Below are 13423 nucleotides of genomic sequence, written 5' to 3' on the forward strand. Positions count from 1 at the left end.
CGACAAAAATCTAATAGTAAATTGTTATTTGCATATATCTTATGATAGATAAAAGCTATTTATATATACTTTAATTTTAGCTATAGATTTAGAGTGTAAATTAAATGCATTTAGATTATAATATATACAGTGAGGTAAGGTGAATAAAATGAAAATAGATATGATATATAAATTAATAAAAAGAAATACAGAGCCATCAAGGTGGTCAAGAGGTGTAAAATACTACACTAATCAGTTGGTTGATTATATAGACATAGATATTGATGACCTACAGAATAATCTGCTGACATTTCGTGGTGGAGTCAATTCTGAAGATAATTATAGCTTTTATTTTAGCTCAATAACTATAGATATAAGACATTTTAAGATAATTGAAAATGATTGTGGTTGTGCTGATTGTCAATCAAAGGGTGTAAATCAAAGAATTTTCATATGTAAACATATAGTTGCTATTGTTATAAAAAGTTTAAGACAAATAAAAAGTAAAAAAGATGTTCCTCCTATTTTAATAGACATATTAGGTAATGATAAGGATAAAAGTTCTAATACTAATTCTAAAACTAACTTAGACTTAAGTAAGCAACTGCTTTCTTTTTTAGATAATACTAAAAGAGAAAGAGTTAATTTAGATGTATTAATAAATATAGATTCAAATAAAGCAATTGCCGAATTTAAAATTGGAATTGACAAGATGTATATTCTAAAAAATATTACTGAATTTGCATATTCAAAACTTAATGGATATGAGTTGGATTTTGGAAAAAAATTTACTTATAATCCTAGCATTCATTATTTTGCTGATGAAGATGAGAAATTAGTAGACATTATAGAAGAATATGGCACAAATCTTTCATACAATTTTTCTTCATCATATTCAAAGAAGTTTATGGAGATAAATGCAAGCTCTTTAAAACAGTTTTTAAATGCTATTAAATACAAAGATTTTACACTTATTTTTTCTAAAAAAGAATACCACCCAAAAATATTAAATGATACTTTGCCACTAAAGTTTAATTTTAAAAATATAGAAGATAAAATAGTCTTATCTTCTCAAGATTCGCTACCTGTTCCACTTACAAAAAAAAATGATGTACTTTTATATGATGGTAATCTATACTTGTTATCACATAAAAAAGCTCATGATTATTCAAAAATCTATCAAGTATTATCAAAATCTAAAGAACTTAAATTTGACAAGGAAGACTCTAAAGATGTTTTAGGATTATTGGTACCTAGATTAAGGGCTATATCTCAAGAAGTTTATTTAGATGACAATATAACAAATAATATAACAAAAGATTTTAGAGCTGAATTCTACTTTGATATGATTGATGGAAACATATGTTGTGATATAAAGTATATATATGACAATGAAGAGAAAAAATTTATACTTCCTAATACACAAAAAGAAGCTAAAATTGAGAATAAAATAACTTCTTCACAATTTATAAAGGAAAATAACAGTTATGTATTTAAAGGAAGCGATTATGACCTATTTACATTTTTAGATTCACAATTAGAATCTTTAAAAGAATTTGGAGATATATATTATTCTGAGAAGTTTAAATTGAAAAAGATATACAATTCTTCATCAATTCAAGCTTCAATCAATCAAACTAATCAAAATTATCTAGAATTTAATTTTAATATATCTGATATAAATCCAAAAGAGTACAAGTCTATTCTGAAAGCTTTTCAAGAAAAACGTACTTTTTATAAGCTTAAAGATGGAAACTTTATAGATTTATCAGAAAGAGAAACACAAGACTTTTTTGAATTAGTTGAAAATCTAGATATAATAGATAAATCAAAAAACAACAAAATTCATAATAATAAAGCTCTCTATATAAATGACATGATAAAAGGTAAAAATTTAAAGTTTATAGATGGCAAAAAAGAATTGGATAGTATTTGTGAAAAATTCAAAAACTTTGATAGTATAAATTTGGAAATTCCAAACAACTTAAAAGCAAATCTTCGCGACTACCAAGTAAATGGTTTTAATTGGTTTAAAGTTTTAGATTATTATAAATTTGGTGGTATATTAGCTGATGAAATGGGTCTTGGTAAAACAATACAGACTATTGCATTTTTATTATCATTATCTAATAAAAAAAGTCTTATCGTTACACCCACATCACTTATTTATAATTGGAAAAATGAATTTGAAAAATTTGCTCCAGATATAAAAGTTTTATTGATACATGGAAGTAAGAGAGATAGAGAAAAATGTTTTATGGAGTTACAAAATTTTGACATAATACTTACAACGTATGGAACCCTTAGAAATGATTTAGAAAAATATAGTGAAATAAAATTTGATTATTGTATCATAGATGAGGCTCAAAATATCAAAAATCCTGTAGCTTTGGTGACTGAATCTGTAAAAAATATAAATGCAGAAAATAAATTTGCACTTACTGGTACTCCTATGGAAAATAATCTTCTAGAATTGTGGTCTATATTTGACTTTATAATGCCTGGTTATTTATATAGTAAAACAAAATTCCAAGAGTTGTTCATAAATAAAGAAGATAATGTTAAAAATTTAAAAAAACTTATAAAACCTTTTATTCTTAGAAGAAGTAAAAAACAAGTTATGAAAGAGCTTCCAGATAAAATTGAGAAAAACTTTTTTGTCGAGTTAAATAAGGAACAGAAAAAGATATATAGTGTATATGCAAAAGATATACAAGACAAAATAAAAGATAAAAATCTAAAGAAAGATAAAATAGTTATTTTTTCTTACTTAACAAAGTTAAGACAACTTTGTTTAGACCCAAGTATAGTAGTAAAAGATTATGGTAAAAAAAGTTCAAAGATTGAAACATGTTTAGAAATACTTAGGGACAGTATAAATGAAAACCACAAGATATTACTATTTTCACAATTTACCTCTGTACTTAAAAACATAAGTAAAGAACTTGATAAGTACAAAATTGAATACCATTATATAGATGGTAAAACTAATGCTAAAGAAAGACTTGAGCTTGTAGATGAGTTTAATAATAGTATGGATAAAAAAGTTTTTTTAATATCTCTAAAAGCAGGTGGAACTGGTCTTAACCTTACATCTGCTGATATGGTAATTCACTTCGACCCATGGTGGAATCCATCAGTGGAAAATCAGGCTAGTGATAGGGCTCATAGATTTGGTCAGAAAAATTCAGTACAAGTTATAAAATTGATTGCTAAAGGAACTATAGAAGAAAAAATAATAAAATTACAAGAAAGTAAAAAAGAACTTATAAACCAATTTATAAATGGAGAATTATCCAATGAAGGTGTCTTGAAAAGCTTGTCTGATGATGAGATAATAGATTTATTTAATTAAAGTATTTAACCTTACAGCTTAACTATATAAATTTATTCTAAAATTTATATAGTTAAGCTACATTTTATGTAAATACTAAAACTTTAAATAATCGTATTACTAAATTATTCTTTTAAAAATTCCTTTGCTACATTTGAAAAATTCAATCCATTTGATAAAATGGCTGGATGACCACCTTCATCAAACAAGTACATTTTACAATTATTAATTTTTTCAATAAGTGCTGAAAAAGTATTTTCAAAAAAATCAGGAGATACTAAAGATACAAACTCATCTTCTTTACTTCCTGTTAAAAGTACTTCTGGTTGCATAGTTTCTAGAGGTTTATGGAAAAATTTACCTATAGTTTTATAGTGTTCAAAAATAGCTTCTGTATCATTATCTACAACTTTTTCCCAGTTGTCTCCTTGATTATAAATATAAAAAGCTTTTGCCCCAGCATCCTTTTTTGATTCTTCACGCTCTATCTTCACATTTTTTACAAATGACTCTAAAGGAACTTCTCCCTCAAAACTGTCTGCTATTACTTTATTAACTAAGTCAGGTCTTTCAAGGGCAACATTTAATGCTACAAGAGCCCCTCCACTACTTCCAATTATATTTACCTTTTTATAATTCATTTTTTCTAAAAAGCATATAACCTGCATAGCCTCATCAAACCATAAATCTACAGAGAATTTATCCACCATTTCAGATTCACCATGACCTACAAAATCTATTAATATTACCTTGTATTCATCTTTGTAAAAATCAACTACTTCATTAAACATCTTAGAAGAAGCAGTATTACCATGTAAAAAAAGTAATGGTATACCTTCTCCTATCTCGTTATAGTAACATTTCTTGTCATTATAAGTGAAATATGCCATACATTCCCTCCTCTAATATCTTTATAAATATATGTTTATAACTTATATCCATAGTGACTATTATTATAAACACATAAGACCATTATAACTTACTTTTTAAAGTTTCGTAACTCAATAATTTTTTGAAAATATAAAATTATTTTATTAAACTTAATTCACACTCTTAACTTCAACTATCTCATATCTCTCTTTACCTTAACCATCTTTTTCTTTATAGGTATTTCCTTATATTTTTTTGATATTAAGTCTCCTTTATAATTCAATATATCTACATATGAACACAAATCTTGAACTTCTATTACACCTATATCATCATTAGCAATTTCTTTTAGGTTACTGAACGCCCCAACTATATCTAAAACTCTTATTTTCTTTTTTTTACCAGCATTTAAATATAATCTTACCACTTCATCTTCTGAATTTAGTTTTGTATCTTTGCCCTTTTGATAACTTTTACTGACTTTCTTTCTTTTTAATGCTTCTTTTAAAAGTTCTTTTGAATATTCATCAAACAATCTTTTCCCTGATATAACTTTACTTTTCTCTATTTCAGGTATTTCATATATTTTATATCCTATATATTCTTCTATGCCTTCTATATATTTTTCATCCCATGTATCCACTATAGTAATAGCTTTTCCACTACTTCCTTTTCTTCCAGTTCTTCCTATTCTATGTATGTAGTTTTCCTTATCATAAGGTACATCATAGTTTACAACTAAAGAAATATCATCGATATGTATTCCTCTAGATGCTACATCACTACTAACTAACACATTGAACTTTAAGTCTTTAAAATCTTTAATTACAAATATTCTTTTTTCTTGTGATAAATCAGCGTGTAACTGCCTTACCAAAAAACCATCTTTACTCATCTTATTATATAGTCTAGATACTTTTTCTCTAGTATTACAAAAAATTATTATACTCTTCGGATTTTCACTGTATATTAAATTTTTTAAAATTATATACTTATCTTGTTCATTTACTTTTATTATTCTATCATCTATTTGTTTTACTTTCTCATTATTCTTATCTTCATTTTCGCCTACATTTATAATGCCATAGTTTGGCATATATTTTTCACATATATATTTTATTTCTTCACTCATTGTAGCTGAAAATAGTCCTATTGTTTTCTCTTTAGGTAAACTTGATAATATTTTTTCCATTTGCTCAACAAAACCTTTATTAAACATTTTATCAGCTTCATCTATTACTAAATACTTTATATTTTCCAATTTAATAGTACCTTTATTTATATGGTCAATTATTCTGCCTGGAGTAGCTACAACAATATGAACTCTTTGCTTTAATTCTGCTATTTGTTCTTTTATAGGTTGCTTACCAAAGATAGCACTACATCTAACTTTCTTTAATCTCCCTATTCCTGATATCTCCTCTTTCACCTGTAAAGCTAATTCTCTTGTTGGAACAACTATAAGTGCTTGAATATTATTGTACTCTACATCTATATTCTCACATACAGGTATCGCAAAACTTGCTGTTTTTCCACTTCCTGTTTTTGATTTCACTGCTATGTTTTGACCATTTAACAGTTTTGGAATAACCTCTATTTGTACTCTAGAAGGTATATTATATTCTAAATTTTTCAATGACTTAAGTATCTTTTCGTTTAATTTAAATTTTTCGAATGTATATTTCATATATTACCACCTTATTATATTTATCTTATCTCTTATATTTTTCTACATTATCTTATTATAATACAAGGTTGTAACATTTTTATATTATTTATTATACTTAAATAATATCTATATTATATAAAGTTACAGTTTAGTTCTAAATAAATTATAGATTTATATTTAAATACCCCTTGAATATATTGATAAATCAATACTTTCAAGGGGTATTTCTTGTGGATAACTAAACTAATGTATCTTTTACAGGTTTAAATTATACCAATATCTTGTGTTTTAGTTTGTATCTAAAATTAAAAGGTATTAATCAACACCTAAGTCACCATAATCTCACATACTTATATCTTTGTTTAATATACCTTCTGCAATTAATCGTGCTATATAATCATAACCTGCTTCATTGGCTTTATTACAATCATCCACATTATCACAGAAAAAACTTTCAATCTGTATTGCAACTGGATTTGTGTTTCTCAATATATATAAATTTTCTCTTTTTTTAGCTCCTCTATTTTCAAATAATTCTCCAAGTTTATTAGATACTCTTTTAGCATATTCTAATCCTTCATTACCATAATAAAGCACTTCTGCACCAGATTTTGTTCCATCACCTTTATTTAAATGTAGCTCTACTAGTAAATCGTATTTGCCACTATTTACTTTTGGAACTCTATAGAAAAATTCTTCTCTTTCTGACATAAAATGCCTTTCTGGACAAACTATTACATCTACTGTATTACCTTGACTTATAAGCATCTCAGCTAACATAGGAGCTAATTTTTTGTTATAATTGTATTCATCAACTATGCCACTTACACCTGTACTTTTACCACCCTTTAGTATACTATGACCTACTGTTATGCATATTTTCATTTACCTTTTTCACCTTCTTTTAAGCCAATTTTTATATAATAGTAATATGATTTTAAAGTTATTACTAATAATAATATATTAATTGAAGAAGGCAAAAGTTCTCTGTGATTATCATTTTTTTAACATATTTGTCTTATTTTATCATAAATCTACACTTTTAAAATATTATATTATACTTATTATTTAGAATTACTTAAAATTAAGAATTTCTATTAATTATTTATATATACAATATATATCAATATCTATGTTTTTCTATCTAATAAAATGCTAGCTTAATAAATTTAATTTTTAACTTTGAAGAGTTAATAATACAATAAAAGCGATGTATCTATAAATAATTCATCTGCATTTAGCTCATTTACTGATGTATGTTCAATTTTTATATTTATATTTTTCATATCCTCATAAACAATTCCAACTGGTGAACAAATAAAACAAGAAAATCCAAAAGTTTTTGTTATCTTTTTTACTTTATTCTCATTAAAATTTGTTTGCTTCTTACAGTCACTTATATTCTTATTATTATTTTGTAAATCATTATCATAACCCATTTCTTTCTGAATATTATCAGACTTGCTCACTACTTTAAACTTACTATGATTTCTACAACTATAGTCCATTTCAAATTCTATACTTCCAAAAACTATTAAATTGCACAGATTTAAATCTTTTCCTTTGTTTGTAGGATTTTTTATAGGTTTAACATAAAGTATCTTACTATTTATGTTTACTTTTAATATATCTTTTAGGTTTTTAGGCATCTTTAAAGTATTGCTTATATTCAACTGCTTAAATACAGTTTTGTTTATGTTGGTATAAACACTATTACTTTCCACTGATATTCTTGTTGGAAATTTATCTAGGGTACACTTATAATAATAGTATATATTAGCATTATTCTTTATAACTCTATATGCTGAATTTGGCAAAACTACACTCTTAAAAGATATTATTTTTTTACAATTAGCATCTATTTTTCCTATGTAAAAACCTTGTTGTGGGTCTAATCCACATTTTGTAATACTATTAACTTTTACAGTATTATTTATAAATTCTATATATTTAGAAATATAATCTTTAAAAAATATATTTCCTGTTTTATATTTACTCGTATTTGTAACAATAATAGTGTAAGTCAAAATGTCGAATACAGATGCACATTTTTTATCAACATATTTTTCTACTTTTAAAATACTTCCACTTATATCATTTGAAAAGACATCATTAAAAGTAGTTTTAGTTATTCTCATTGCATCCACCTTTCTATAATCTAAAGATTACTCCATTTTAGAACTATTTTCATAACTTATAATTGCAGTCACACTAATAAATAAATTATTATCATCTAAAATAGACGATGCCATATCTTGTATAAGATACTTTAAATTAATTTTCTCTTTATTTTCTATTCTCCTAGGCATTTGTATAAATGTACTGAAAGGTATTTTTAATTTAAGTATATTTCTCTTATTAGAGCTTCTATTTCTCTTATTCCCCACATAATCTAGTATCACATCAGTATCTATATCACCAACTAAAATTAATTTCTTACCCGTCATTTGCTCATCTTCTAATGATACACATTCCATCGTATCAACAAGACTTATATTATGAATATTCATATTACAAACAGATGTCTCCAATGAATTTACTATGGATTTTTTAGAAGCTAACTTAAAATTTTTATATGTATTAAATTGAGATAAATAAAAAGTATTTTCTAGTCTTTCACATCTTTCAAAATTATATATTACCTTATTATTTTCATACATAATCACATCAATCTCCCTATATCTATATATTAATACTATTCATAAAAACTCTTCTAAATTACCCATTTTTGATTATTCACCATATAGCTCTTATCCTTTTTAAGACATAATAATCTTTCATACATATTGATTTCTATATTAACAGTAAAAACTTATCTTAAAATTTTTCATTGAATATATACTATTGACTTTTGGAATATAATTTATTATAATTTTAATAGACCGACAGTCGGTCAAGAAAAAGAGAGGTGTCCTATATATGCAAAATTTAGATAAAACAAATAATTCTTTTAACAAAAACTTTAACCTTGTAGTACTCGGTCAAATTATATCTATACTGGGTTCATCATTATTAAGATTTGGTCTTTCTACTTATATTTTAGATATAACAGGTCGTGCAGATATATTTGCAACTTTATATGCAATATCAAATATTCCACTTCTATTGTCCCCAATTGGTGGTGCAATAGCTGATAGATTCAATCGTAGAAATCTAATGGTTATATTTGATTTTATGAGTTCTATAATTATCCTCATTTTTATCTGTCTTTTTTCTACTCTAAATGATTCTATTGTATTAATTGGAATTATTATGATACTCTTATCTATTATTAGTTGTATGTATCAGCCTACTGTACAGGCAAGCATACCTTTAATAGTAAATGAAAAAGATTTAGAACAAGCAAATGGAATTGTAAATGGAATAGGTGCGCTTTCAAGTATGTTTGCTCCTGTACTTGGAGGTCTTTTATACGGTCTTATTGGACTTAAGATGCTTCTTATTATAAGTTGCGTTGCATTTTTTCTATCAGCAGTAATGGAGATGTTTATTTATATCCCTTTTAATAAAAGAGACTTTAATGGTGACATAGTAATGACTATAGTTAATGACATGAAAAAAGGATTTTCTTATGTTGTAAAACAGCCTTATATTAGTAAAGCTATGATTCTGGCAGCTTCTTTAAATTTATTTTTAACTCCATTTTTACTTGTCGGAATACAATATATTTTGCGTGTAACAATGCACAGTAGCAATAATATGTATGGCATAGGAATAGGGATTATAGAATTTAGTAGTGTTTTAGGTGCACTTTCAATAGGTTTATTTGCAAAAAAAATGAAGATGAATACATTATATCGCTGGTTAATGCTAATTAGTATTTTAATGATTCCAATGGCTATTTCAATTTCTCCTTCAATGCTCAGACTAGGATATTATCCATCTTTTATATTATTATTTATTTGCATTATACCTATTGCTATGTCTATGACAATTATCACTGTATTTGTCCTAACTATTGTTCAAAAACAAACACCTAATGAATTATTGGGAAAGGTAATGGCCACTATTACAGCTGTATCACAATGTGTTGCTCCAGTAGGTCAAATTATGCATGGTAAATTATTTGAAGTTTTTAGCCTTAAAGTTTATATACCTATAATATGTATGTTTATAATTATGCTATTAATTTCAGTTCTTGCTAAGTATCTATATAAGAATGAGATATCATAATAAAATCATATTACAGCTAAAAATATACATTTCATTTCCTCAAAGATACTTTTTAATGTCAAATGGCTAGACTGATTCTTATTTCAGAATGACCATTTGACATAATGTTTATTTGTTTTTATTAAATTTATTGTTCTGGTTTATATACAACTTTATTATCATCATCATATATTACCAAAGATTTTGCTTTTATAACTTCAGCCCCATACTTAACATCCTTTTGAGAGAAATTAGCTACTACTTTTAAATCTTCTCCATACTCAGTCATTTGAACTAACCTATCCTCAGAAATAAATTTAAAATCTGTCATTTCTCTTTTTATAGCCTTTTTATTAAATTCTGACCATACTTTATTGTGTGAAACTATTTCATCTTTGTGTTTTTCCCATTCAGTTCTATCTATATAATACATAGGTGGCGTATTATACAATACTTCTCTCATCATTCTGCTTCCAACTTCATCTTTAATTTTGAAAGTTCCCCATAACCACTGATGAGAAGATACAACAGAATCATTATAAACTAATCTAAATAAAGGAAGAGAGTAAGTTGGGTCTATAAATATTTTTTTATATTTTTCTTTTACAGGTATCTGTTTTGAAAATACTTCTGGTACTCCTCCTGTTGGGGAATAGTATCTACCGACATAGTATTCACTATCTTTATTCTTGCTCATGTCTTTATCAACCCAAGCAAATGCTGGTGTCTCAAGACCATGCGCAAATGCTATGGTACTACTTGAAAAATCATTTCCACCTTCTGAACCTATAACCATATTTGCATTATCTCTTATATATGACATCCTTTCAAGTCTAGCCTTTAAATCTTGTGCTTGAGTTGTTATGTGACTTTGAGAATAATCATCATAGATTTCACCTGTAGCATCACAATCTATAAACCAAGAATTAAATTTATATCCTTCATTCAATATACTTTGTACTCTCTCTTTCACACTTGGTAAAGACAATGTAGGATTTAATTTTCTTCCTTCTCCTTGAAATCCAGTTTCTTTTTCACCTTTTTTATTTTCTATAGTAGCATTTTCATATAGAGATTTATCCTTAAATGATGCTGTACTCCATTTTTCTTCTCCTGGCTTGTGTATAGAATGATATGAATCATATGGCCCTACTAGATACCCTAAATCATTAGCTCTCTTAACCATCTCTGGAGATACATAACCTTCTTTCATATCATCAAAACCTATCCAGGCATTTTTAATACCAGATTTATTGATGTCATTAATCACATCAATTATATTATATCTTGTCCATGTAGCAACATCATTCACACTATCTCCTAGTTTTGATTTTAATAATCTCTTGTTAAATTCTATAAGTTCTACTCTATTTAATTTAGATATACCTTTGTCTAATACTCTTTTTATATCTCTATCCTTACTATTAAAAACTTTGTCATTATAAAAAGTATTCATTTGCATAACCTCATTAAATGCTTGAACTATTTGATTTTTTTGATATTTATCTATATAATCTTGAGTTTTTATTTGATTAGTCACTTCTATAAATTCACTATCATCAGACTTCATACTTAAAAGTTCTTTCATCCAATTAATCAAATCATCTGATAAGTTTTCTTTTAATTTATTCCATTTAATATCATTTATTGTGATTATAGATTTATCTCCAAAATAAATTTGTGGTGCTCCATAGAGTTTTTCAATATTTTTATTTTCCTTAGATTTTTCTTCTAATGTTTTAAATTCGTCTTTATCAACTATATAATTTTTATAAGTTTTCGCTACATCTGTAATATTCTTATTGGTCAAGTACACTTTAAACCCATACTCTTTATTTTTATTGATACTTGGATACTCATGTTTAAATGTAAAATTAATCTTATCTTTAGAACTAAATTCAATTTCATTGTTGAATTCATTTTCAATAATATATAACACAGAATATTTTGCTTTATTTACTGCAAAGAATTGCATTGAAAAAGATTCTATAACATTATAAGTAGACTCATTTAAATGTTCTTTCCAATACTTATCATTACTTGGTATAAACTTACCTTCATAAAGTGGTAGTACATAACTTTCACCTTCAACTTTAGGCCAATTAAAACTAGCTTCTTGTTCTGAATTAGATTTAATGTTTACATCTAAATAATTGTTCTCTTTTTTTATATTTATGTCTATGTTTTCATCAGGATATGTCCATGATGCTTCTGTTTTTGTCTTTTTGAAATTTGATACCTTCCTTTCTTTTAATGGCTCGGATATCTTTTCTCTTGAACCATTAGATTCAACTGATACCTCAAAGGTTTCAGGTTTCACTTCAAAACTAAAATCCAAATTTTTAACATTGTACATGGATGATTTGCTATTAGCCACCTCCCCACTACTGCAACCAGTAATAGTAGTTATAACAACCATGCAACTTATAAATATCGAGACTATTTTTTTCATAAAAGCCACCTCCTCGATAAATATATCATCCTTATGTTACATCAAAGTTACATGTTGCTTTGAATTTCACTATCTATTAATTGAAGATTGTATTGTTGAATTATTTCTATTAAACGGTCTGCATAGATGCTCTTTCCATTTTCATCTTTTGCTGTACTATAACCTGCTTTTTCCAATGCTTTAGCTTGATATATATACGTTTTTGCATCAAATACACCATTGGCTTTGTATCTTTTATTCGTAGCCAAAAACTTTGCATGGTCTTTTATAGATTCGTTTTTATCATCATATATTCTAAATTTATCATCTATAATTGTATCTAAATGTTCTTTTGTCTCTAAAGTCACTGATTTACCTTTCCAAGAGGCGTCTGCCTTTATACCAAATAGATTATTGTGTTGTTTTGCTAAAGTTGATTTGCCCCAGCTAGATTCAATTATAGCTTGTGCAATAGTTATAGATGGAAGTATTTTATAATCTTCGTAATTTTGTATAGCTTCTTCTTTAATTTCGTTTATAAACTTCATATACTGTGTATCAGACTTCAATCTTTCTGGCTTTATGCCATAATCCTTAAGTTCGTCAATATAATTATCAACCAATCTTTTTTGTTTATTACTAAATTCTAATTCATCCAAGACATTACTTAATTTATTTATTTTATTATTTTCAGAAAAATTTTTAACAAATAAATCTGATACTTCTTTTATTTGTGAATCTTTAACTTCTTTTAAGTTGTTTTTATTCAATATAGCAACAATAGAAGCTACATACTTCCAGTTAACTTGTACATTATTTTTACTTGCTAAATCAGAATATTTTATATACTTACTAACCTCTATATCTTCCTTGTTTATATCTCTGGTGAAATACTCTTTTACTCCTACACCTATTAAAACTGATATTATCAGTATTATAACAATGAATTTTTTATTCTTCATAATTATTGTCCTCCCTTATATTATCT

9 protein-coding genes are annotated in these 13423 nt (G+C 26.0%); 2 read left to right on the forward strand and 7 right to left on the reverse strand.

Annotated features, from left to right (window positions below):
• Positions 1 to 148 precede the first annotated feature (148 nt).
• Positions 149 to 3334 (forward strand): DEAD/DEAH box helicase, encoded by a 3186-nt coding sequence (locus Q3287_RS04060; protein WP_176702524.1) that lies wholly within the window; start codon positions 149 to 151, stop codon positions 3332 to 3334.
• A 104-nt stretch (positions 3335 to 3438) separates the two neighbouring features.
• Here Q3287_RS04060 and Q3287_RS04065 read toward each other — a convergent pair whose 3' ends face one another.
• The 5 genes from Q3287_RS04065 to Q3287_RS04085 form a co-directional block, all read right to left on the reverse strand.
• Entirely contained in the window at positions 3439 to 4203 is a 765-nt protein-coding gene (locus Q3287_RS04065; protein ID WP_407963562.1) for an alpha/beta fold hydrolase, read from the reverse strand.
• 173 nt (positions 4204 to 4376) lie between these two features.
• Complete coding sequence (locus tag Q3287_RS04070) at positions 4377 to 5870, reverse strand: DEAD/DEAH box helicase (protein WP_054276950.1); 1494 nt, start codon at positions 5868 to 5870, stop codon at positions 4377 to 4379.
• A 324-nt stretch (positions 5871 to 6194) separates the two neighbouring features.
• The gene (locus Q3287_RS04075) at positions 6195 to 6737 is read right to left on the reverse strand and encodes an N-acetylmuramoyl-L-alanine amidase (RefSeq protein WP_054270652.1); all 543 of its coding nucleotides are present in this window, start codon (positions 6735 to 6737) and stop codon (positions 6195 to 6197) included.
• Between the two features lie 305 nt (positions 6738 to 7042).
• Positions 7043 to 7990, reverse strand: a complete 948-nt coding sequence (locus Q3287_RS04080; protein ID WP_054276952.1) for a DUF11 domain-containing protein — start codon at positions 7988 to 7990, stop codon at positions 7043 to 7045.
• A gap of 27 nt (positions 7991 to 8017) precedes the next feature.
• Complete coding sequence (locus tag Q3287_RS04085; RefSeq protein ID WP_054270654.1) at positions 8018 to 8512, reverse strand: hypothetical protein; 495 nt, start codon at positions 8510 to 8512, stop codon at positions 8018 to 8020.
• 259 nt (positions 8513 to 8771) lie between these two features.
• Here Q3287_RS04085 and Q3287_RS04090 point away from each other — a divergent pair, with 259 nt between their 5' ends.
• Positions 8772 to 10025, forward strand: coding sequence for an MFS transporter (locus Q3287_RS04090; RefSeq protein ID WP_074179614.1), 1254 nt, complete (start codon positions 8772 to 8774; stop codon positions 10023 to 10025).
• Between the two features lie 127 nt (positions 10026 to 10152).
• On the opposite strand, the gene Q3287_RS04095 is transcribed toward Q3287_RS04090, so the two are convergent.
• Together Q3287_RS04095 and Q3287_RS04100 are read right to left on the reverse strand one after the other, a co-directional pair.
• Entirely contained in the window at positions 10153 to 12456 is a 2304-nt protein-coding gene (locus Q3287_RS04095) for a glycoside hydrolase (protein ID WP_407963563.1), read from the reverse strand.
• A gap of 47 nt (positions 12457 to 12503) precedes the next feature.
• On the reverse strand, positions 12504 to 13397 hold the full coding sequence (locus Q3287_RS04100) for a glycoside hydrolase family 73 protein (protein ID WP_407963564.1): 894 nt from the start codon (positions 13395 to 13397) through the stop codon (positions 12504 to 12506).
• Positions 13398 to 13423: the final 26 nt, after the last annotated feature.

Origin of the sequence: Clostridioides sp. GD02404, from assembly GCF_045898275.1 — a bacterium.
Classification (GTDB): domain Bacteria; phylum Bacillota; class Clostridia; order Peptostreptococcales; family Peptostreptococcaceae; genus Clostridioides; species Clostridioides difficile_A.

Coding starts and splice junctions, on each gene's coding strand:
- Q3287_RS04080 (WP_054276952.1), bottom strand. CDS start 7,990: ATGAGAATAACTAAAACTACTTTTAATGATGTCTTTTCAAATGATATA.
- Q3287_RS04095 (WP_407963563.1), bottom strand. CDS start 12,456: ATGAAAAAAATAGTCTCGATATTTATAAGTTGCATGGTTGTTATAACT.
- Q3287_RS04070 (WP_054276950.1), bottom strand. CDS start 5,870: ATGAAATATACATTCGAAAAATTTAAATTAAACGAAAAGATACTTAAG.
- Q3287_RS04065 (WP_407963562.1), bottom strand. CDS start 4,203: ATGGCATATTTCACTTATAATGACAAGAAATGTTACTATAACGAGATA.
- Q3287_RS04060 (WP_176702524.1), top strand. CDS start 149: ATGAAAATAGATATGATATATAAATTAATAAAAAGAAATACAGAGCCA.
- Q3287_RS04085 (WP_054270654.1), bottom strand. CDS start 8,512: ATGTATGAAAATAATAAGGTAATATATAATTTTGAAAGATGTGAAAGA.
- Q3287_RS04090 (WP_074179614.1), top strand. CDS start 8,772: ATGCAAAATTTAGATAAAACAAATAATTCTTTTAACAAAAACTTTAAC.
- Q3287_RS04100 (WP_407963564.1), bottom strand. CDS start 13,397: ATGAAGAATAAAAAATTCATTGTTATAATACTGATAATATCAGTTTTA.
- Q3287_RS04075 (WP_054270652.1), bottom strand. CDS start 6,737: ATGAAAATATGCATAACAGTAGGTCATAGTATACTAAAGGGTGGTAAA.